This is a genomic window from Pseudacidovorax intermedius (genome assembly GCF_003350475.1).
In the GTDB taxonomy this organism is placed as follows: Bacteria; Pseudomonadota; Gammaproteobacteria; order Burkholderiales; family Burkholderiaceae_C; genus Xenophilus; species Xenophilus intermedius.
In genome coordinates this window covers 1-20,531 of sequence record NZ_QQAV01000008.1, presented here as the reverse complement: position 1 = coordinate 20,531, position 20,531 = coordinate 1, and the positions used below count along the sequence as shown (strand labels likewise).

Here is a 20,531-nt window from a genome sequence, read left to right as displayed (position 1 = left end):
CGCCGTGCTCACAAGCCACAGGCCCGGCGCCGCAGCACGCGCCGATGACCGCTTCGTCTTCAGCGTCCGAGGAGGAGAAAGCCCACCAGTTCCACCTCCTGGCCTTCCGAAAGGTTGTTGAACCGCGCGTTCGCGTCCCGGCTCCATTGCGCTGTTGCCGCCGAAGTCGACGCGGCCTGCGCATCCTCGCGCAGGTCGCCGAAACGAGCGTCGACGCGGCCATCGACCAGCGCGTCGAGCGATATGGCAGCGGACGGCGTCAGCCCCTCCATGCGGAGCACATGCCGGGGCGCAGTCCGGTAAGTGCCCACGCTTGCGCCAGGAATGGACCAGGGTACAGTCACCAGACACACCCTCAATTCATGGGGGGCGCCGCTCTGATCGGTGTAGACGTAGCGGTCATGCAGTTCAGGCCCGCGTCCCTCGGGAAGGGCTATGCCATTGGCCAGCATTGCATTCATTAGCTGCGTACCGCACATCGCCGAGCCCGCTGCACCATTGATGGCGTACCGCGGGTTGCCCGGATCATCGCCTGGCTGGATGTTGTGGGACACCGCCACGTAGGACTGATAGGTAGAGCGCCAGCCCATCACGAATTCGCTGAACATCCGCTGGAGGGCCGCCTGCCGATAGACATTCATGCCTGACATTACGGCGCCCATGATGGCGGCGATCACGACCAGCACGACGGAAAGCTCGACAAGACTGAAGCCTCGCTGCTCCGCAGATCGCCCGCAAGTCAGGTGATGGCGCGTCTTCATGGATTGCTCACAGGAGACAGAAAGAGCCCCTGAACCAGCGACTCGTTGGCACGATCGCGGACACGCGGTGCCAGTGCCGACAGACGGTCATCCTCATCCCTGCGCCCTTGCAGAGCCACTGCGTTTGACCCTGTCAGCTTTTCAACGGCCATATCAAGCAGCAACGCTCGATTCACGAGGTATCCGACATGGACTAACAGGTCCACGACACCGGCACCGCAAAAGATCGCTGCGTTGGCCAAAGCGGTCACCTGGAGTTCGTCGGCAGTACCCGCGGCGGCGTCAGTGACCGCGCTTTGCAGATTTACACAAGGCATGTCTGCCGCGATGAACTTGGCCGGCATACGAAGAGTCTGGGTAGCCAAATTCAATCCTGCATACACGGTTGCAGAAATCGCGGCCTCGTTGCGGATTTCCGCCATCTCCCGTTGCTGAGTTGCGGCGATATGCATCATCTGGGCGGCCACGGCGGTGGTCTTGTGCGCCCTGGCCGCACTGCCTACCAACGCACCACAGTGAAGGGTCTGCCACAGATTCGACGCGGTCCGCACGGCCCCGATCGCAGAATTCGATGCCGGCTCCGCAGAAGCGGGGTCTTGATCGGATTTCAACGGGCTATGAATTTCGTACGCAATGGATGCATCCGACGCATTAGAGCGTCCCAACGCGGCGCAGCGCTGAATGATCTTGTCTCCTCCGCTGAACTGAACGCTCGAAAAAGACCGCCCTTCGAGTTCAAACACGTCAACGGGCTCAGGTTCGCGCATATGGCGACCCCCTCCGCCCACCTTATAGGTAAGGGCCGCCGCACTGGCATCGGGAAGACCAATGGTTTTCCATGGGACATATCCGCTGCCCGAGCCACAGTCTTCCAAGCCACTATTGCTCGGGGAGGGACAAGGCAGGCGTGCATTCCGAACCAGGTAAGCAAGTATCGACCCATCCGCGCGCTCGACGAGGTCGCTCTCCAGCTGCGCGGTATTTGTTTGCGCTGCGCGCTCTTGCAGGCGAACAGCGGCCACAGTCAGCACCCCTAGGAGCGCCAATCCAACCGTCACCTCCAAGATGCTTACGCCCGCCTGGGCCGCACGTCTATAACCAAAGAATAAAGATCTCATGGTGTCAATCCCAGTTTTGCGTAATAGGCGACTTCTGCCCTTGCATCCTCGACCGTCTTCTCGGCCGTGACCTGTTTTGCTTCCCCATCAACAACGGCAGCCTGGACCGCCTGTTGCGCGGCAGGCCATTTGCTCTTGCGCTCCTCGTATGCAATTATCTCCACAGCGGTCAGTCCAATGGCTGCACCATACAACCCTACGTTAACAAGATAAAAAACCTCATCGACATAAGGCTTCAGCCCACCGTGACTCAGGGCCATGTTCGCAAAATCCATCGCCAACAAGGCGGCCCCAGCGTACATCTGCACGTAGCCAAGCCAAGCTTCATCCATCTGCGCATCGAACACCTTCTTTCCCACGCGCATATGCTCTGCATTCGCCTTGGCCAATTCCAGAATGTCTTCTGCTGCCCACAAATAGTTGGTCGCGGCCGCCATCCGCGCAAGCCGGTCAGGACACGAAAGAGCAGTGAAGATCTCTGCCGGGGCAATGCCGCGGGAATAACGCCCCTCGGCCTCGCGGGCGCGAGCCAGGGCACTTCCCGGCAAGGCGACCTCGCTCGGAGAATTCGCCAAAGGGGATGATGACGAATATTCGAGCATCGCCACAACCCTGACCATGTCGGACCCCGATCCCATCTCCAATAATTCATCAGGCCTCGCCTGTGCCAGATGCAGACAAAAATCCAGTCCCTGAGTTTCGGGTTCCGCAGGTACCAAGCCATGAGGGTTGTAGCGCACCTCCGCACTCCTCGTAAATGCCGGCGCCACAAAATAGCGAACGCGCCCATTTCCGCCCAGCGAAGAAGGCAACCACCCATCTTCTGCCTCGGGCAGATGGGCAGTGGCACTGACCAAACCTGCCAGCCCGGAGGTCGCGCTGTCGAGCACCTGTCTTTGCTGCCCGCCACTGCCCGAGGTGCCAGCCGGCTTCATGAGTTGGCCGGCACCCACCAAGACCGCCCCACCCACCAATACAGCAATGACTGTCTCGGCCAGCGTAAAACCACCAGAGCGACTCTTCATAGTCCTGCTCCCTTTCACCGAAAATATCATGGATTTGCTCCTGCCAGAATTTCGGCGCCCCGACGATCGATTGTCTCCAGAACCCGGTCCTGCCCCTGCCATATATCCATCGACTTGTAGCGATTCAGACGGACCTCTGCCTGTATCAGGGATGCCGAATTCTGTATGATCCGTTCAGTAAAGACAGCCAATTCGTACAATGCAAATCCCGACTGGATAAGCGCCTTGCCGCTGATAGCTTGTTGCGTCCCAGCCGCTACGCACGCGGCGGCATCGATGCCCGCTGACGATGTGCAAATACTGGCATCTTTGGCACTTGCCGCCTGTATCGCAGTGATGAGGGTCGACCGTTCGTTAACCTGTCCGTAGAACGTTTGCACTGCAGCAGCCCCCCATATCAGAATGGTATTGAGATGAGGCAACAGCGTCAGCTCAGTGAAACGCTCAATCTCAGAATCACGATCAGCGGGCAGATCTGTGTTCCAACCGTGGGCCATGGCCAAAACGTTAAGAGCATTGATTTGGGTGGCACAGGATCCATTTCGGGCCAGGTCACGGACCTTTCGCATCCTGACGCTCTCGGTATAGTCCGCCGACCGTTCGCGCCCCGGACTTTCCAGATGGCCTGCAGAGTCCTCATTGGCGCCAGTGAAGCCGGCGACTCCAGCTGCGGCAAGCCCATAGACATCCATGCCGCCCGTTATCTCATCTGCCGGCAGACCACCGTCCGCACCACCACGGCCACTCTGCACCACTGCGAGTTCGCGGCACAGGTCATACCCGTTGACAGTTCGCGCAATATTCGGCGAATTCGGAAAAATATCGGTAGGGCGAAGCAGACGCTGATCAACGGTGTATCGCAGCCCCTGGAGATCTCCAGCAAGTTCACCCGGTGCATAGGCGGCAGCAACGTCCGACGGAAAATACCCCTTGACCCGTCCACTATCGCAGTCCTGAGCCTCACCCCGATTGGCGGCGGGACAGGGCAAACGCGAATTGGCGGCGGCGAACGCCTCCACAATGGAATCGGCCTGGATTAGCAGCCGGTTTTGTCCGGCGCTGCCCGCCGCCTGACTCTGCGTAGCCGCAACGCGATACGCCGCGAAACCAGCAAAGCTGAGCACCGTTGCCATCGCCGACACGGCCAACAGGCTCATGCCGCTCTGCCGCGCCCGCGAACGGGTTGAAAATTTGGGACGAATTATCTTCATGGTAAGAGATTTTTAATTTACCCTTTTTTGGCCTCACTGGGCTCGAGTAGGCGCACCTCGGCAAAGCAAGGCTCGAAGCGAATACGGTGGGCGCAGTTGCGCTACGACGTCAGGAGGCCGGAACTGCATTCGCATCTCATCCCTTCTTTGAAAAAATAGCCAAAAGACCAGCCGCGGGTTCGCTGGAAATCGAATCCGTTAGCGGAAAGCACATCGTCCCGTGAGTGAGGTCACGGTTTTCGGAATCCAGAGGTACTCTTAGCGCAAAGGCGGCATTCGCCTGTCCCCGCGCGCAAGCGTCCGGGGTGAGTGCCGTGTACGGCTGCGAAGCATCGAAGGGCTGCAAAGCCACAACCTTAAGCGCGCGCACGAAGGCCTGCTCGGCGTCCGCAGCCGCTGCTGCATCCGGTCTGACCAAGTCAGCCGCGGCCGATCGGAACACCGCGTAGCGGGGACGCATCTCCAGCATCGCGGTACCCGAGCGGTCCGACATCTCCAATGAGACAACTGGCAACCATCCCTCCCGCGCGCCATTGCCGCAATCGCCCTCTAACCCATTACCCGTCAGATCGGGACAAGGCAGGCGCCGGTTTGCAAGAGCAAACGCCACGACAGCGTCGTGCCCAGCCTTGGCCTCCGCCTGAGCGGCCTCCACCTGGCCCGACGCACTCGTCAACTGCAGAAGCCGGAGACCGGCGAGCATGAGGGTCGCGCTTATCACCAGCACGACCGCAAGTTCCACCAACGTGAAGCCACCGCTGCGGCTGCGCATCCGCGTCGCGGGAAAAAGGCTGCCGAAGGCACGCTTTGCGCGCCAGGCATCACCAAGTACGACCCGCCGCGGCATCAGTGACCTCCTTCGACAGCTCCACGACCCTCGTCAAAAAAAGACGATATGCCGAGCGCCAAAGCTTGGAACTCGATGTCGACTCGTATAACGCCATCCCCACCCCCGAGCTCTCCATTGGAATGTCTCCTCTTCGATGGCCGCCCGGCCTCCAATGAAGCTTCAGCAGCAACAGTGCTCGGCCACGCAGATGCTTGCGGGCATTGCAACTCGCGATCAAAAATCACCAACCCATCAGGGGATGGTCATCACCGACCCCGGACAGAGAACCTGGGATGACGCTTGGTCGATCGATCCCATCGCACGAAAAAACTCGCGTGGCCGGTCAAACCAGTATCATTCGCTGGACGACAGGCAATCAGAGTCGGTCAGCTTGTACGAAGAGCAAAAACAGGTGCATGCAGCAGATTCCGAGATCGAAACAATTGACCTTGCCTTCAACCAAGGTCTTTCGAGCAAGCGACAACGGCAACGTAGAACGAACCGCATCCTTAAAATATCGATCCAAACCGCCAACCACAACCGATGCTGACAGCGTAGCGGGCTATATCGCCAAATCGGATAGATGTTTACCCGTACCCCCGCCCCTTATGTGCTCTATTTGGCAATACCTGCCAATTCTCATTTTGACGCCAACTGCACAATCTCGGCGGCCAGTGACCTTTTGCTCCGACCTTTCAAGCGGACGAATATGGACCGCCGCAGTTCTGAGCCCAAGCAATCAGCCTCTACAGGAAAATCATTTCTGCAAATCTAGGCAAGACACACATATCGATCCTGCCTGCCACATTACGACGTCGTCCTGCGCAACGAAAACTGTTACACCACCGCGGCGGCCAAAATTGCAAATTCAGGTCATGGAGACAGTCAAGATTAAGCACACGGCTACCGCCCCCCCGCGACCGATTACTCAACTGCTCACATCAGCTCCCAGACGCCCCCAATCCGTGTCCGAAACCGCACTCGGACAGCAATTACATCAGCCGTGCTAAAACGTGAGCTAGCTGCGATTCAGCGGCCGACAAGAAGATATGCCGCCAATTCCACCGCTTCACCTTCTTCGGCATTGTTCATCGAGGCTCGTTCGTCGGCAGACCAGTTGATCGCCGAGAACATCGACGCCTCAAAGCCCTGCTGCCGGAAGTCTCCATCAGAAGCGTGCACACGCCCATCGGTCATTGAGTCGAAGGTATTCGCCACCGAAGGGGTCAGACCGGTGATACGTAATACATGCCGCGGAACATTCTGAGGTACCGCGGCCGTTGTACCGGGTAAAGTCCAGGAAACTGTCTCGAAACAAATCTGAATTTCGTGAGGAGCCCCGCTCTTGTCGGTATAAACGTAACGGTCGGGCGTCTCCCGACTGCGCCCAACGGGCAATTCAATGCCACGACTCAACATCGCGCCAATCAACGCGTCTCCGCAAAGGGGTCTGTTCAGGCCTCCACCTACGGCGTACGTCGGCGCAGTGGTGGAGTCACCCGGCTGAACGCCGAAGCTGCTCGACACGAACGCGAGATAACTCGAACGCCAACCCAGCACAAAATCGCTATACATGCGCTGGACCGCCGCTTGCCGGTAGACATTCATTCCCGCCATGGTCGCACCCATGAGCACGGCAATCACAATAAGAACGACGGACAGTTCCACCAAAGTGAACCCCGACTCATGGCGACGGACGGCAGAAGCACTCAGCAATTTTTTTTCAGTCATTATCAATTTCCCATAGAGCCAATATTCATTCCTGCCGCAATCGATGAGAAGGCACGGTCTTCGATCGCCGTAGCCAATTCGGTGAGCTGCCTCACCTCCTCTTTTTGAGCCTCATAGCCCGCGGATGCCGCGGATTCAAACGCTGCCGTTAGGCCGTCCAACTCTTTCATCTTATTTTCCAGCATCAGCGTATGAACCGCGATGTCTGCCCCGCCGGCTACACAAGCCAAAGAGGCTCCGGGTGCCCAGACGGTGGCGAGGGATGCACCCAAAGCCAAACCCGCCTGGGCCACAAGACTGACCGCATTGGCACAGGTGGCAGCGGCATTGGCCGATCTTGCGCCTAGCCGCACGTACTCGGTGTACAAATCGACCTTGGCATAGTCAATCAAGAATTTGGCGGACTCCAAGGTCATGCCGTCGAGTTGATACAGCTCCTCGGCAGCAAGTTTCATCATCCGGGCCGCGAGCGCAGTGTTCATATACGCACGCCCAGAACCGGCAACAAGTCCACCGCAGTTCAGCTCGCGCCATAGTTCCGATTGCAGGCGAATCACGCCAATACCCATCGCATCAAGGGCGGTGGCTTTTTGATCAACAGTCGCTTCGACAGTAGGGCTGAACACCTGATATGCGCTTGAGGTTTCACCGGCAAGGGACGCTCTCATGGCCCTGCCCAACACATGGCACCAATGCACGGCACGGTCTGTAGAATCGATGTCGAATCCGACCACACTGATCCCATCCTTGAAATCGAGACTGATCACGCCCAGGCCCGGCGCCCGGCTTGCCAAATCATCTCGGCCGACGACGTATCGCAAATTGCCCGCCCCGGCATCTGGCAGCCCGATCGTGATCCACGGCACGAAGCCTACGCGCTGGCTCATCCCTTCGCCACAGGACTCTCGCCCCAGGCTGTCCACCGCCGGGCAAGGCAGTCGTGAATTGCGCGCCAAAAAGGCACGTATGGCGCGGTCTGCACGGCCAGACATCTCCCACTCGGCGCTCCTACGATTTTCCGTCACAGTACCGCGCTCTAGCGTGAAAGCGGCGACGGTGAGAACACCCAGAATCATCAGGGCCAGAACCATCTCCAGCATGGAGATGCCAAACTGGCTGTACCTGGAGCGTTGTGGAGTCATTGGCTAAGTCCCAGACTTGCGAAGCGAAGCAGCTCGTTCCTTGAATCGTCCAGCGCGGCAGCATAAGAATTCTCGGTCGCCGCGGCACGCGCCGCCTCTATTTCGAGCGCGGGGAGATCTCTGTTGATCCAATCGTCAATGGTGCTATTTACGACGTCACGCTGAGCGCGAATTTGGATCAAAGTCGATGTATAGCCAGCCACGACCCCCATATAAGCGAACTCTGCGGGAATAGTCCACGGCATCCTGCCCACATGCATAATTTGCAGAATTACCATATCTGCAATGATCAGCGCCTCCCAAGAATTCAGTCTCGAGACACTGACCGCCGCGTTGGCTTGCCCGGCGTATCCATTCTGTATCGCGTTCTTCCAATGTTGAGTATTCAACTTCGCCAATGCCAGCAAATCTGTTGAAATGTCAACATACCGCGCTGCAGCAGCCGCACGCGAGAGGCGCTCGCCGCAATCCAGCGCCGAGAAGAGTTCGGGCGACGAAATCGCGCGAGCGACGCGCCCCTGAACGCTCTGCATTGCAGCGTCGGCTGAGCCAGGCAAAGCCACACCCGATGCGCTGTCAGCGGTTGCGCCAGAAGAGGAGTACTCCAATACAGCAAGGGCCGGCACACCGGTTCCATTGCTGCCAACTTGTATCTGTGCACCGGGGCCGATCTGTGCCAAGGAAAGGCAGAAATTGAGTCCGGGGGAGTTGATGGCAAGATTAGAGGATGGACTGAAGACCACAGACGGCACCTGCGTCACCGCCGACGCGACGTGATATCGAAGCCGGTTGCCCCGGGCATTGCCGGTCAACGAGCGCGGCAGCCACCCGCTGTCTGACGCCGGCAGCATTGCATGCGCACCGGCATAGCCGACCAGGGCTTCGTAAGCATCCTGCAGTCCGATGTCATCCCGTTTTGACGTGGTTCCAGAAATGATCCGCACGAGCTGCACTGCGATGAGCAATGCCATACCCGCCATCGTGACGACGATGATCATCTCGATCAGACCGATACCGCTCTCGCGTGAGGGGCGCCGGCACCGCCGACCAGCGAAATTCAGACGAAAATTCTTCAAGGACCCTCCCTCCACACCAGCGGCCCGAGTGCATCGACGCTCTTGAGCACTCCATCCTGCCCATCCCAAATCGGAACAAGGTCGTAACCGGCGTAGAAATCTCTTGCTCTCGAAAGCTCAATGGCTGCTGTAATGGACCTAGTCATAAGCGCAGCGGCATCCACAGCCACCGCGAGGCCCTGCGTGCCAACAATGATGGCTTGGGCCGCATGGACCCCTGCCGCGATGCAAGCTGCCAAATATCCGCCGGTGCATTCTGCCTCGCACTCCGACTCGAGCTCATGCATGCCTGTAATAAGGAAAGCAATGTCGCCGGCATAGACGGCGGCCTCATCAATGGCCATAAACGTCCAGGTCACCAACGCATTGGCCATCGGCCAGATAATGTACGTCTTATAGTCAAATGCGAGCTTCGAACGTATTCCAGGCATCGCGGCATGCCAGCTCGCAGCGACCGTCAACATGTTCAAAGATCCGATGATCGATGCGCAATTGGCCTCCCGCGCAAGTGCGCGAACGGTCACCTCTCGAACGCGCTCCCTGTAGATCGCATTCTGCTCCCTGTCTTCACTCTCGAACGATCCGGTCGCGCTTGAATTACGGCCCGTAAAACCAGAAGGGCCAGCCGACGAAAAACTGTAGGCGACCGGCTGCCTGGAACGCACGAGACCTGGCAGCCCGCCATCAGGATCACCTCCCAAAGGGCTCAGTAGCGCCAGCTCCCTACAAAAGTCATGACCGTTGACGATTTGAGGGTCATGGGGTTCTTTGGGAAAGTTGTCGCTGATCACCGACAGCCGTTGATCCGCAAAATATCGCAGGCCCCTGAGACGTTCTGCGGTGCCTGTTGGCGCCAGTGCGGCCGCCACTTCGGCAGGAAACCATCCTTTGGACAGTGTGCCGTCACATTGCTCGGTCCCACCGAAGACCTGGGCAGGACAGGGAAGTCGCCCTCTGATGGCGACAAACGCACGGACAGCTGCATCAGCCTTGTCAAGCAAGAGGTCCTGGGAAAGACGATCCGCCGCCAGCTGATTGACCTGCACACGTTGATATACGGCCAAGGTCACGATCGCCATCAACGCAGCAAGTGCCGCGGCGACCACTAGAGAAAAGCCGGACTGCTTGTGGCGTCCCCAAGCGACTGCGCGCGGCCGTTGACGTCCCTTCAGGGAGATATGAGGCATACAGATCACCGACGCACAGACATTGTCTGACCAATCAGGTCATAGACGGGCAGCACCAAAGCAGCAACGAATACCGCCAGCAAGGCACCTGCAACAAAAATCACCAGCGGCTTCAGAATTTCCGACAGAGTTGCCACGACACGACTGAGCCGTTTTCTGTACTCACCGGCGATGTAGATCAACTGTTCACTGAGCGTCCCCGATTCTTCGCCCACCCCGATGATGCGCAGCATCATCGGGGGAAATCCGCCGACTCGGCGCATTGCGGACGAAATTCGGTCGCCCCGCTCCACATACATCCGCACTGTTGCTAGCTTATCTTTGTAATGCAAATCCCTCGTGATTCCCTCGAGAACCGTAAGACTTCGAACGACATCCACGCCCGCTCTGAGCAACAGCGAAAAATATTCGGAAAAAAAGGCCATCGCACTGGCGAGCATCAGACGCTTAGCAACGGGCATGGCGTGCAAGACGCGATAAACCCCGAGTCTGAATTTGTAGCTCCCGTACCAACCAAAGACAGCCGAAAGAAGTGCCCCGATCATCAACGCCAACACGAGAAAGCCGTTTTGCCTTACCCAGTCCGACGTGGCGACCACCGCTATGGTCAGCGGTGGGAGCTTGATATTGAATTGTTTGAACAGCGATCCCAGATTGGGGACGACATAATAAAGCCAGAGCGCGGCCGCGCCGAAAATTGCGGTGAATACGAACGTCGGGTAGATGAGCGCCTGTTTCGAATCGGCTTTCAATGTCATGACCCGCTCGATGTGATCGGCGGCCTCGTGAAGCATGCGATCCATTGTTCCGGTTTCATCGCCCAAGCGGGTCAGATTGCGCACGGCCTCGGGAAACACACTGGGTTGCCGATCAAATGCCTCACCCAAGGTTACACCTGCGCGAAGATCGTCAAGAATTCGCCGCGCCACGCTGGCGACCGCAGGCCCCACAGACTCAGCGTCATCAGCAAGTGTCCGTACCGCATCGATGATCGGCACGCCGGCTTTGGCCAGCACGGCGAGATCCCGCAATAGCACCACCATGTCGGCATCTCTGAGCTTGCGCCCAGAAAGACCACGTGCCGAACGGGCCGCCTGGACGAGCGGCAAAGGAATCTGGCGCACAGAGAGTACAGCGCCCCCCTCATGCTCGTGCTCGAGCAGTTCTCGTGCAGTGTGGGGATCACCCACGTCGAAATCCCGCAGGCCTGAATGCACAGCGCCCACGGCATCGACAACGCGGTAGAAATACCAAGTCACGGCCCAACCCCGAGGCAGCGCACGATCTCGTCGCACGTGGTCGCCCCGTCGACGACGCGCCGTTTAGCGCAACTCTCTATGTCCCGAAAGCCGCTGCGCTCAGCGGCCCTTCTCAGTTCGGCACGGCGGGCATCGCCCGCGATGAGATCGGCAAGTTCGTCGTTGATGGCCAATACCTCATAGACGGGTACACGACCGTAATAGCCAGTGCCCCGGCAGTTGGGACATCCCTTACCCCGCATCCCCTTGGAGCCGAGGGGTCGGCCGAGCCAGCGGCACTCTCGTTCCGTCAGCTCGACCGATTCCGCGCATTCTGAACAGTTCTTGCGCGCCAGCCGTTGGTGGACGACTAGCAGAAGATTCTCAGCCACGATCGATGCCTGCCCACCCAATAGTTGAAGACGAGGCACCGCGCCAAACACAGAATTGACGTGCAGAGTCGAGAGCACCAAGTGCCCAGTTGTCGCAGCATCCAGCGCTGCGACCGCCGTCTCCGAATCACGCATTTCGCCGACCAGAATGACGTCGGGGTCGTGCCTGAGGAAATGCCGCAACGCCGACTGAAAATCGTAGCCGGTCTTTCGATTGACTTCCGTCTGACCGGCACCAGGAACCCTGTATTCCACAGGATCCTCGACCGTTAACACGTTGCGTTCGATCAGATTCTGCATACGCAACGCGGCGTGCAGCGTACTACTTTTGCCCGAGCCGGTCGGACCTGTTATGACAACAAGGCCAGAGGGCCGTCGCAGGCCCTGCTCCAGCAACAAGGTATCTTCTTCGTAATAGCCGATCTCGCGCAGTCCCTTCAGATCGTGGCTTTCCGGGAGCAGTCGCATCACCATTCGCTCACCAATATCGGTAACGATGGTGGAAAGTCTTACCGTGTGAGGAACGTCAAGAATCCGTGTATGAAAACTTCCGTCCTGCGGCTTTCGCTTTTCTGAGATATCAATCTCAGCGATCAACTTGATGTAGCTGCCGATTCGGGTGAGCTCCAGCGGCAGCGCAAATGCGGGGCGAAGAACGCCATCCACACGCAGTAGCACGTGAATGCTTGACGCGGCGGGTGCGATATGAATGTCGGTAGCACGCTCCTGCACTGCGAGATGCAGAAGATGCTGAAGAAATGCGGCCGGACTACGATTTCCATCCTTGTCGCCGGCCAGATTCCGGATTTCTGCCTCAATCAGGTCGACGATAGGATTCTGGGCAAAGAAGAAACTGTGCCTTATCAGCGTGCGCACACGAGAAAACTCGCCCAGCACAAAGCGACTGCGCAAGCCGCATCGACGCAATACCAGCTGCTGGACCTCTGTAGGATTGGCGTCTCCCAACAGAACCAGTAGATGCTCGCTGTCTCGTCGCAAAGGCAGGAACTCGGATTTCTGGCACAGTTCACGGTTGAACAAAGAAAGAATATCTGCTCCTGGGCGGCTGACCTGGTCAAGATCAGCGAACTCGATTTCAAGCAGTTCGCCAAGCAGCGCACAGACGATTCGCTCGCGCACCAATCCATTGTCGATAAGGACGCGCCACAACGGTTTGACTTCCACGCGCTGCTTCTGCTGCGCATAGCTTGCCTCAGCGCGCGAAAGTATTTCCCTTTCCTGCAGCTTGAGGGCCATAAGCCCACTGAGCCGGTCTACCGAGTATTCCATACCAGAGCAATCCGGAAATCAGTTATTGAGTGGTGGCCGAGCTACAAAAATCGACCGCCCCTCGATCTCTGAGAGCAACGTGTCGACTTCGGTTGCTTCTGGATGAATAAGCTTCAGCTTCCTCAGCCGCGCCACTGCGTCTTGAACCTTACCCTCTCGCGCATCCAGAAGCGCAAGATTCATGGTGGCGTTTAAATCGTCAGGCAGTTTGTTAAGAATGCGACCTAACAACCTACGCGATCCATCGGCGTTACCACGCATCTGTTCCACCCAAGCGGCTCTCCTGGATAAAGCGACGCTATCTGGCGGAAGAAGCGAACTAAGAAGACTCACGGCCGACGACGCCTCTGCCACATCACCGCGCCGTTGAGCTTGTGAAAAAAAGTCCATGAGACGCGATATTTCGGCTTCTCGTGCAACCATCTCCTGCCGCTCTAAGACCGCACGATCAGGCGCTGACTTCGCTGGGCTAACTGTCTTTCGAACGGGTGCAGGCATCACCTCGTCCGGCGAAGCCGCCGCCGCCGGGGCCAAATCGGCGGCAGACGCAATGCACGCAGACAGTGTGAGCAGAGCAGCCACCGGCGCAGCAACGCTGAGTCGCGACACCGAGCACCAGGGGCGAACTTTGTTTTTCATAGCAATGTCGCTTTCAGGAGAATCACCAATTCGCGGCTCGTCTGCGCATTGGAATTTGTGTCCAAAGCAGGACCGATCGCCGGAACGTCGCTCAGTCCCGGTACGCCTGCGTTGTTGACATTCGAAGACTGATCGGCAAGACCTCCCAGTACCACCAAGTCGCCACTCCGCAGGGACAGCGTCGTCGCAACCGCTTTCGAGTCCACAACAGGAAGAGTCACCGCATTACCACTTCCAAGTTGGACCAAGTTGAGCGTACCGGCGCGAACGATGGACTGATTGGGATGGACGAACAGTTCGATGGAGCCGTCCTCGCGAATTGCGGGTGTCAGACCGACCATCAATCCGGAAAAGAGCGAGTTCGTCTCGGAGTTGTAGGAAGTTTGGCTGACGCCCTGGACGACCGTGGTCGTGGCGGTCACCTTGGAGATATAGCGATATGTGGTGCCCACGCTCACAAATGCGGGCTCACCACTGCGGGCTCGCAAAGTCGGATTGGAGATCAACTTCACATTGCCAAAGGTACGAAGCGCGTTGACCACGGCCGACACCCTGTTCGAAGACAGGGCAATACCAGCGCCCCCCGTCGTGCCCCCTACCGTCTGCTCGGAAATCACCAACGAGCGCGGGTTAACTGAAAGGCCGTTCCCCGGTATTGCCCAAGTTGCCTGCGACAGCGTCCCGATCGTGCTGCCGCCCACCGCACTTGCACGATTACCAAGCAGCTGCCAATCGATGCCCAACTTGTGCGATTCGCTGAGCGCGACATCGATGATCTGCATATCGAGCTGCAGTTGGCGCCCTCGCACGGCGCGCGCCTGTGCAAGAAAATCCGACACCTGTCGCACCCGAGAAGGCTTGGCTCGTACAAAAAGCGTCTGGCTTCGCCGGTCCAGCGCAACCACCGGCTTCAACGACTCATCCTCAACTTTTGTTCCCTCAGGATCCTTGACGATGGTCTCCACCGATTTCAGGATGGAATCGAACGGATCGCTCTTCTGCCCGACTTCACCGCCGAATTTGACCGAACCTTGCAGTCCCTTGTCGCCGCCGGTGCCTCCAAGAACGTCGCCGCCAGAGTCCACATTCAATTTCACACTGCTGGACAGCAAGTCCACGGGAAAGACCTTCTGCTCCAGTGACGCGACACTGATCGTGTTGCCTGAACGGGTGGCACTCAAGTCGAACAGCTGTGTCACTGCACCTATTGCTTCTCGAGCAGAAACCTTGCTCAAGAAAAGGCTCGCCCTGCTCTCCGACTTCAAAACCTTGGGCTCGACAATCAAATTGAAGCCCAGGTCCTTGGCGATGGCCCACAGGAATTGATCGGCCTTCGCTTCGTACATGTCGAAGCTCAGAATTTTTTCTTCCAAGGGATCACGTTCGGCAATAATTGCCAAAGGCAGCTGTGGGCGCGCGACTTGACTGCGTTCCAGACCCGCACGCATTGCTTCGGAGGGAGACACCACATCACCGGCCGCTTGGGCAGCCTGAACCGCCGCTGAGGCCATCATGCTGCGATCGGTACCTGGCGCCTCTTCATCGCCTTTGAAAGCAGCCCGTGGAGACACGCATCCGGCGAGGAGCACCGAAATCGCACATCCGGCTGCAACCTGCGGCAATCGATATTTAAGATCAATCATGAACGTGTTACCTCTGCAAGCAACCTTGCTGCCGTTTCACTGGCCGTAGGTCTGGAAGAAACAAAGCAAAGCGTGTTTGCCTCGGCGGGCCGCCAATCAGTCGACTCAAACGGCACCTGCACCGCAAAGGCAACGTTGGCGCCCTCGGAAGAACACTCCGCTTCGCTACGTGCAATGACCGGTTGTGAAGGGTCTGCCGATGCCGATGCGGCCGCGGTCAACGAAAAGTAGAGTGCTTGTGACGGTGTATCGGCCTGCGCATTTGCAGGCCTCACCAAGTCGCTCCCTGCGGTTCTATAGACCGCGTAGCGGGGGCGGCGCAGCGTGTCGGCTGCTGCATTTCGATCGCTCATTCCCAGCGCAACCACCGGCAGCCAGCCGACACGCATGTTGACGTCGGTGCAATCGCCTTCATGTCCATCACCAATCACGTCGGGGCACGGAAGCCTATGGTTCGTTCGGGCAAATGAAACCAGGGCAGCGCGCGCAGCATCCGACGTGGACTGAGCACCAACGGATGATCCGCTGCTGTGCACAGAGAGCGCCCAATCCATGCCGCCCGCCGTCAAAATAGCGCCGATCACCAGAACTATTGCCAGTTCGAGAAGCGATATTCCGATCTGCCGATTTGCGTTAGCCGCAGATGGGCTCCTGCTAAATTTTCGGGCACTCGACAATTTTTCGGTCATTGCGCCCCCGCAGACTTCGTTCGCTCACCCGTACTAGCGGTGGGAGTCTGCATCCTGCCCACCACGGATTGAATCTCCTTGTATTTTTCTGCCAGTTTTGCCTTATTTGCTTCTTTTGCCTCTTTCGTTTCCGCTGGCGCAGCGCGCAGTTGCTCGATTTCCTTCTGCAGCTCTTGCATTCTGGATACACCGCGCAAGTTCGATCGGACGGCCTTGAGGTCAATCCCCCCCACAACACTGGAGCCATAGACACTCTCCAACTCCGCAATCGCCTTTTCGACTTCGACCGGATCTGGTTTGTTATTTGCTCGCATCGTTTGCAACTTCGCGGAAATTTGCTCCAGCCGCCGCATGCGTTCTGAGTCCGCGGCACTCGCCGCCGGCGGAACGTTACCGGGCCCCTGCGAAGCAGCATTCTTTGTTGCGCCCGCCGCGTCGCTCCTCTCCCACGGCGCGGCGAGTGTTCGACCCTCGGCGGGGGATTTCACAGGGTCGGCAGCCGAGGCTGGCCGCGGCGCCGGCTCAACGGCCGCGGGCGAGGCATTGCTCTCCGTTGTTGCGGAGGCGCCAGCACCTTCTTGGGGAGAGCACGCACATAGCAAGGAAACGGCAAGACAAACAGAGATCAGGCTAGGCGCACCGTCGAACATATGGCACTTCATGGCTTTTCCTTTTCGGCTTGAGCGGGCTTGGATGGAGCGAGGCTTTGAGGAACCGAATAGTTGGTCATACGGCCGCTGGCCTCTTGGATGACCACCGTTCCGTTCCGAATGAGGTGCACACGACTCCCGTCAGACAGGACATCGCCCTCGTGCTGAATTCGCTCGTCAATTACAGCGGCCGCGCCCCCGCCTTCGGAGATCAATACAACACTGATCTTGTGAGCAGCGGGCTCTTGAGGCTGGGGGTTTTCATTTGCGCGCTCGGCCGATGACATCTGATTGATCGGATAGCTACTCACACTGAGTGGCTCAATGCCGTCGAGCGCTGAGACATCGTTGAGTGTCCGGAATAGTTCCTGTCGCACCTGTGGCGTAAGCATTGAACCAGGCTGAGTTCCCCCCCCCGAATCAGTCCGTTGCGTATTTTTTCCTGAAATGGCTTTCCCGGAGGAAGACGAGAAGTGAATATGGGTCACAGCAGACAGAGCTGCGCCGATTGCAGCCATTGCGCCAGCGGCCATGATTGCCGTGTAGCACAGCGGTATCCATTTAGCCTTCATCGCTGCACCTGACCCTGCGGATTGCTTCTGGTCGACCTGATCTGATAGGAGAAAACCGTCCTACCATTTGCGAGACTTCCTCGTGCCTGGCCCTCTACTTCAGCAACAGAGAATCCCTGCTTTCTCAACAATGCGACAAAATCGGACAAGGCATCAGCTTCTGCACGATTGGCAGAAACATCCACAGTCGCATCGATCTGAATGCGTGGCCCTTGGCCAGAGGTGGAGTTCTGCGTGCCCGACCCGGTACTCGCGGCGCCGACAGTGCGTGCAGGCGTCTTTTCTGCCTGGACCGTATATACCCGCAGTACACGCACACCCGATCCACCTGCAGCAGCCAGTGCCCCTAATATTTGGGTCAGGTCCGGTGAACTGGTGAATGTGGATAGCCGTTCTACCAGTGCTCGCGTCTCCTCAAATGCGGGCGGCAATGTCGCTGCGCTTGCGCGCTGCCGTATGTTCTCTTCTATACGATCAGCTTCTTTTTCGGTTTGTTGAGCTGCCGTACGTAGGGAGGAAGTCGATAACGCGAATCCTGCAGCACCCGCGGCGGAGAGGGCGGCAATCGCCAGCGAAACCCAAGCCGCAGACCTCAATTGACTGAGCGCTGTCAATGCCGCTCGATCAGCCGGCGCACAAACGGCTAGAGAAGGACGATAGACGCGTCTCAGCGCAGCTAGGCCCGACATCCAGCCCGCTGAACCACCCGCAAGCGGTTCGTGCACGATCGGCACAATGCCAGTTTTCAGAGACGCGGCTATCTTGGCAATTATCTCCTTATCTATTGCCTCTCGATCAGGCGCCTCGACAAGTCTGCAGACCCACGAAATGGTGCCAAGCGTACTGATCGCGTCGGCCCCTGCTGGAGACTGAGCCAGTTGCGCGCGAATTCCCTCTGCAAGAACGCCGGCCATTGCAGAAAGATCCGAAGCATCTTCACTGAATGCCTGCGTGCTGAATTGAACCGGCGATCCACCGAGATTGGCGAGAAAAGTGAAGCGGCTTCCGCTTCGATAGATAAGAGCCTTGCCCTGCCCCAAGAAACGCCACAAGAGCGACATGATCGGCACGACAGCCACCGAATGGGATTGAGCCGAAGCCCAAACCTGAACGGCACGCCACCGCGTCGCTGGGTAAGCAGAGAAGAGAAGTTCGTACTCTCCTCCACGTCGAAACGAAGTATGCACAACGACGCTGGGCTCGCCATCGGTCAGCCCCTGTTGCCGAACATGGCGCCCAGCAAGGGCCGCTGCATGCTTTGGATCACCGCCCAGTCGGACTGTTTGCGTGATCGATTCTTCAATATCGACGATCAGAAGCAGATCCTCTTGAACGTCGAATTCGCTGGGCATCTGTTTGACGCCTTCTTGCTGATAGACCTCGCAAGTCGCGCCTCTGAGACAGGCAAGGCGGGAAGGGCTTCTCATTTTGCAACCCTGAACATGGAGCGGCCTTTGAGAACGACCTGGAAGTCTTGCGTTACGTCGCCAAACAATCCAGCAGTTGCGTCGGTCGCTGCAATATCGAACTCCTCGGCACTGAAAACCTGGCCTCGAAACGACTGTGCCTGAGACAAGATGTCCACAGCTGCCCTTCGTTTGGCCTTAGGCTCCCGGATATCGACGCCACGACCTACCCACTGCCCCGCCATCAGCCCTTTTTCCTTTGCAGCCTCTACAAATTGGGCAGCGAACTGAGCCATTTCGACTTGCTGGATCGACAGTTGATCGCGCGCGGACGCCTGCTTGAGACGAGTTTGCTGGAATTCCACGCTGGACCGCGCCTTGCTCCACACGTCAATGGAGTACCAGAGAATGGCCGTGGAGATGAACAACGCCAGACATGCAGATCCTGCAAGCCGCAAGGGTACAGACGAGCCACTCCCAACGCGCCTCGCCCTCGGCAATTCAGAAACATCAATAGTCATGATGAAAGTCGAAGACGAGGCGGCCGGATTATTGATTCATCTTGTAGTGAGCAACGACTGTTGCAACCTGATCTTCACCCGTTTGAGCCGTAGTTCCAGTGATTGCCGCCGTGTTATTGACCGACCAATCGAGGGTGCCAGCAGTGACACCACCGGACATATTGCCGTGCGCAACACCCTCTTGCCGGAACACGCCGGTATTGGCGTCCGCCGTCCCCTTCAGGCCGGACGACAGAGAACGAGCCAGATCTGGCGTAAGGCCGGTGATCACCATCACGTTACCCGAGCCCGAAGGGGTGCCAGGCGTATTCCACTGGAAGCAAACTTGGATTTCCTGCGGGTTGCCATTGCTGTCCTGATATGCATAGCGGTCTTCACGACCCGCGCCACGACCAGGCGGAAGTTCGATGCCCGCCTCACGCATCAGCGTAATCAGATCCATGCCGGCCTGAGCAGCGCGGGCCATGTTTGCGCCTGCACCATTGCTGCAGACGGCCGGCGGTGGCGTCACATTGCTCATGTTGCCGCCGGAGATAACGCCATTGCTGCCGGTGAAGTTTCGGCCGTTGATCATTTTTCGGGGCATTGCGGGGTCGTCGCCCACAGAAACTCCAAATCGCTGATAGTAGGCGTTATACGCCTCAGCCCATTGATTGAGAAATACCTGTCTCACGCGCACATATTCCGCATTGCGCTGCACGTCGCGACCGATCATCACTGCCGAGATGATCATGCCAATGACGATCAGCACCACTGCCATTTCCACGAGGGTAAAGCCCTGTTGGCCCCGCTTCGAAGCGGGATAGGAATTTCTGGATTTCATCGATGTTCCCTGAATTTGGAAGACTTGAGCCGCACATACGAGCGACCCTCTGGCTTCATTCTGCCGATCCCGCGGCATCGAATGGAGTGGGCGTAGTTTAGGCGAACGAAGGTTTTAATGCTGCGGAAAAAGTCACGCAAATCGTACTACGAAAGCCCTAACTCTGGCAAAAATTTTCATTTAGTTATTTTTTTAATTTTTTATCGGTACTTGCAAGAAGAAATTGTGAATCCTTAATCCCTTTTTCAGGAGAGCCAGTCAAAGCTTTTGTTGACTGAAATTCACAATATCGAAATTGTTTTATTACAGGGGTGCCTCGAACGACGGTTGGAGGGGTGGCAGAGATCCCTCAACGGCATCGCGCCAGCCGCAATCAATCCACGGAGACCCGCATCAGCACCTCCCCCGAAGCCCCACCGGGCAGCGAGCCGGTGAAGCTCCAGCTCACCGCCCCCGTACCGCCGATGGCCTGCACCGTGGCGCAGCCCACGGCCGCAGCCGGTGCCGCATTCGCCGGCGTCACCTTCGTGCACGTGCCCAGCTGCACGGGCGTCGTGCCCGCCTGCGCACTCACGAAGCTCGTGTACG

The 20,531-nt window shown here is 58.0% G+C and carries 21 protein-coding genes; 1 reads left to right on the top strand and 20 read right to left on the bottom strand.

All coding sequences use genetic code 11. The features are described 5' to 3' along the window. Window positions 1-59 precede the first annotated feature (59 nt). The 5 genes from DFR41_RS18500 to DFR41_RS18485 form a co-directional block, all read right to left on the bottom strand. Window positions 60-761: a prepilin-type N-terminal cleavage/methylation domain-containing protein gene (locus DFR41_RS18500; RefSeq protein ID WP_114803824.1), complete on the bottom strand. Its 702-nt coding sequence runs from the start codon at window positions 759-761 to the stop codon at window positions 60-62. Continuing rightward, entirely contained in the window at window positions 758-1,879 is a 1,122-nt protein-coding gene (locus tag DFR41_RS27460; protein WP_147284390.1) for a type II secretion system protein, read from the bottom strand. The genes DFR41_RS18500 and DFR41_RS27460 overlap by 4 nt, the downstream gene beginning before the upstream one ends. Then, window positions 1,876-2,934, bottom strand: coding sequence for a hypothetical protein (locus DFR41_RS27455; protein WP_147284389.1), 1,059 nt, complete (start codon window positions 2,932-2,934; stop codon window positions 1,876-1,878). The genes DFR41_RS27460 and DFR41_RS27455 overlap by 4 nt, the downstream gene beginning before the upstream one ends. Continuing rightward, window positions 2,931-4,115 carry a hypothetical protein gene (locus tag DFR41_RS27450; protein ID WP_147284388.1) on the bottom strand — a complete coding sequence of 395 codons (1,185 nt, stop codon included), beginning with the start codon at window positions 4,113-4,115 and terminating at the stop codon, window positions 2,931-2,933. The genes DFR41_RS27455 and DFR41_RS27450 overlap by 4 nt, the downstream gene beginning before the upstream one ends. A 136-nt stretch (window positions 4,116-4,251) precedes the next feature. Continuing rightward, window positions 4,252-4,962 (bottom strand): type II secretion system protein, encoded by a 711-nt coding sequence (locus DFR41_RS18485; protein WP_114803821.1) that lies wholly within the window; start codon window positions 4,960-4,962, stop codon window positions 4,252-4,254. Window positions 4,963-5,116: 154 nt separating this feature from the next. Between DFR41_RS18485 and DFR41_RS27445 the strand changes: the two genes are divergently transcribed. After that, window positions 5,117-5,494: a hypothetical protein gene (locus DFR41_RS27445; protein WP_147284387.1), complete on the top strand. Its 378-nt coding sequence runs from the start codon at window positions 5,117-5,119 to the stop codon at window positions 5,492-5,494. A 479-nt stretch (window positions 5,495-5,973) separates the two neighbouring features. On the opposite strand, the gene DFR41_RS18480 is transcribed toward DFR41_RS27445, so the two are convergent. From DFR41_RS18480 to DFR41_RS27755, 15 genes are all read right to left on the bottom strand, one after another. Continuing rightward, window positions 5,974-6,675, bottom strand: coding sequence for a type II secretion system protein (locus DFR41_RS18480; protein WP_114803820.1), 702 nt, complete (start codon window positions 6,673-6,675; stop codon window positions 5,974-5,976). A gap of 2 nt (window positions 6,676-6,677) precedes the next feature. Further along, the gene (locus tag DFR41_RS18475) at window positions 6,678-7,817 is read right to left on the bottom strand and encodes a type II secretion system protein (RefSeq protein ID WP_114803819.1); all 1,140 of its coding nucleotides are present in this window, start codon (window positions 7,815-7,817) and stop codon (window positions 6,678-6,680) included. Next, window positions 7,814-8,815, bottom strand: a complete 1,002-nt coding sequence (locus DFR41_RS27440; protein ID WP_147284386.1) for a hypothetical protein — start codon at window positions 8,813-8,815, stop codon at window positions 7,814-7,816. Before DFR41_RS27440 ends, DFR41_RS18475 begins: the two co-directional genes overlap by 4 nt. 74 nt (window positions 8,816-8,889) lie before the next feature. Continuing rightward, on the bottom strand, window positions 8,890-10,080 hold the full coding sequence (locus DFR41_RS27435; RefSeq protein WP_211322624.1) for a hypothetical protein: 1,191 nt from the start codon (window positions 10,078-10,080) through the stop codon (window positions 8,890-8,892). 5 nt (window positions 10,081-10,085) lie between these two features. After that, window positions 10,086-11,339 carry a type II secretion system F family protein gene (locus tag DFR41_RS18465; protein ID WP_147284384.1) on the bottom strand — a complete coding sequence of 418 codons (1,254 nt, stop codon included), beginning with the start codon at window positions 11,337-11,339 and terminating at the stop codon, window positions 10,086-10,088. After that, on the bottom strand, window positions 11,336-13,000 hold the full coding sequence (locus tag DFR41_RS18460) for a GspE/PulE family protein (RefSeq protein WP_244917796.1): 1,665 nt from the start codon (window positions 12,998-13,000) through the stop codon (window positions 11,336-11,338). The genes DFR41_RS18465 and DFR41_RS18460 overlap by 4 nt, the downstream gene beginning before the upstream one ends. An 18-nt stretch (window positions 13,001-13,018) precedes the next feature. Then, the gene (locus tag DFR41_RS27430; protein ID WP_147284383.1) at window positions 13,019-13,639 is read right to left on the bottom strand and encodes a tetratricopeptide repeat protein; all 621 of its coding nucleotides are present in this window, start codon (window positions 13,637-13,639) and stop codon (window positions 13,019-13,021) included. Then, window positions 13,636-15,282, bottom strand: coding sequence for a hypothetical protein (locus tag DFR41_RS18455; RefSeq protein WP_114803816.1), 1,647 nt, complete (start codon window positions 15,280-15,282; stop codon window positions 13,636-13,638). The genes DFR41_RS27430 and DFR41_RS18455 overlap by 4 nt, the downstream gene beginning before the upstream one ends. Continuing rightward, a complete protein-coding gene (locus DFR41_RS27425) occupies window positions 15,279-15,971 on the bottom strand; it encodes a type II secretion system protein (protein WP_147284382.1) in 693 nt (230 codons plus the stop codon). The genes DFR41_RS18455 and DFR41_RS27425 overlap by 4 nt, the downstream gene beginning before the upstream one ends. After that, window positions 15,968-16,633 (bottom strand): hypothetical protein, encoded by a 666-nt coding sequence (locus DFR41_RS27420; protein ID WP_147284381.1) that lies wholly within the window; start codon window positions 16,631-16,633, stop codon window positions 15,968-15,970. The genes DFR41_RS27425 and DFR41_RS27420 overlap by 4 nt, the downstream gene beginning before the upstream one ends. After that, a complete protein-coding gene (locus DFR41_RS27415; protein ID WP_147284380.1) occupies window positions 16,630-17,193 on the bottom strand; it encodes a hypothetical protein in 564 nt (187 codons plus the stop codon). The genes DFR41_RS27420 and DFR41_RS27415 overlap by 4 nt, the downstream gene beginning before the upstream one ends. Next, window positions 17,190-18,545 (bottom strand): hypothetical protein, encoded by a 1,356-nt coding sequence (locus tag DFR41_RS27410; protein ID WP_147284379.1) that lies wholly within the window; start codon window positions 18,543-18,545, stop codon window positions 17,190-17,192. Before DFR41_RS27410 ends, DFR41_RS27415 begins: the two co-directional genes overlap by 4 nt. A 71-nt stretch (window positions 18,546-18,616) precedes the next feature. Next, window positions 18,617-18,964 (bottom strand): hypothetical protein, encoded by a 348-nt coding sequence (locus DFR41_RS18450; protein WP_170159418.1) that lies wholly within the window; start codon window positions 18,962-18,964, stop codon window positions 18,617-18,619. Between the two features lie 184 nt (window positions 18,965-19,148). Then, the gene (locus DFR41_RS18445) at window positions 19,149-19,943 is read right to left on the bottom strand and encodes a type II secretion system protein (protein WP_114803814.1); all 795 of its coding nucleotides are present in this window, start codon (window positions 19,941-19,943) and stop codon (window positions 19,149-19,151) included. 373 nt (window positions 19,944-20,316) lie between these two features. Further along, the coding region (locus DFR41_RS27755; RefSeq protein WP_170159417.1) for a hypothetical protein at window positions 20,317-20,531 on the bottom strand (215 nt) is incomplete at its 5' end.

Bases quoted from the DNA above. Each gene is read 5' to 3' on its own strand.
- DFR41_RS18500 (WP_114803824.1), bottom strand. From the start codon at position 761: ATGAAGACGCGCCATCACCTGACTTGCGGGCGATCTGCGGAGCAGCGA.
- DFR41_RS27415 (WP_147284380.1), bottom strand. From the start codon at position 17,193: ATGAAGGCTAAATGGATACCGCTGTGCTACACGGCAATCATGGCCGCT.
- DFR41_RS27445 (WP_147284387.1), top strand. From the start codon at position 5,117: ATGAAGCTTCAGCAGCAACAGTGCTCGGCCACGCAGATGCTTGCGGGC.
- DFR41_RS18485 (WP_114803821.1), bottom strand. From the start codon at position 4,962: ATGCCGCGGCGGGTCGTACTTGGTGATGCCTGGCGCGCAAAGCGTGCC.
- DFR41_RS27455 (WP_147284389.1), bottom strand. From the start codon at position 2,934: ATGATATTTTCGGTGAAAGGGAGCAGGACTATGAAGAGTCGCTCTGGT.
- DFR41_RS27420 (WP_147284381.1), bottom strand. From the start codon at position 16,633: ATGAAGTGCCATATGTTCGACGGTGCGCCTAGCCTGATCTCTGTTTGT.
- DFR41_RS18475 (WP_114803819.1), bottom strand. From the start codon at position 7,817: ATGACTCCACAACGCTCCAGGTACAGCCAGTTTGGCATCTCCATGCTG.
- DFR41_RS27425 (WP_147284382.1), bottom strand. From the start codon at position 15,971: ATGACCGAAAAATTGTCGAGTGCCCGAAAATTTAGCAGGAGCCCATCT.
- DFR41_RS18455 (WP_114803816.1), bottom strand. From the start codon at position 15,282: ATGATTGATCTTAAATATCGATTGCCGCAGGTTGCAGCCGGATGTGCG.
- DFR41_RS18460 (WP_244917796.1), bottom strand. From the start codon at position 13,000: ATGGAATACTCGGTAGACCGGCTCAGTGGGCTTATGGCCCTCAAGCTG.
- DFR41_RS27450 (WP_147284388.1), bottom strand. From the start codon at position 4,115: ATGAAGATAATTCGTCCCAAATTTTCAACCCGTTCGCGGGCGCGGCAG.
- DFR41_RS27440 (WP_147284386.1), bottom strand. From the start codon at position 8,815: ATGATCATCGTCGTCACGATGGCGGGTATGGCATTGCTCATCGCAGTG.
- DFR41_RS27460 (WP_147284390.1), bottom strand. From the start codon at position 1,879: ATGAGATCTTTATTCTTTGGTTATAGACGTGCGGCCCAGGCGGGCGTA.
- DFR41_RS18445 (WP_114803814.1), bottom strand. From the start codon at position 19,943: ATGAAATCCAGAAATTCCTATCCCGCTTCGAAGCGGGGCCAACAGGGC.
- DFR41_RS18480 (WP_114803820.1), bottom strand. From the start codon at position 6,675: ATGACTGAAAAAAAATTGCTGAGTGCTTCTGCCGTCCGTCGCCATGAG.
- DFR41_RS27430 (WP_147284383.1), bottom strand. From the start codon at position 13,639: ATGAAAAACAAAGTTCGCCCCTGGTGCTCGGTGTCGCGACTCAGCGTT.
- DFR41_RS27410 (WP_147284379.1), bottom strand. From the start codon at position 18,545: ATGCCCAGCGAATTCGACGTTCAAGAGGATCTGCTTCTGATCGTCGAT.
- DFR41_RS27435 (WP_211322624.1), bottom strand. From the start codon at position 10,080: ATGCCTCATATCTCCCTGAAGGGACGTCAACGGCCGCGCGCAGTCGCT.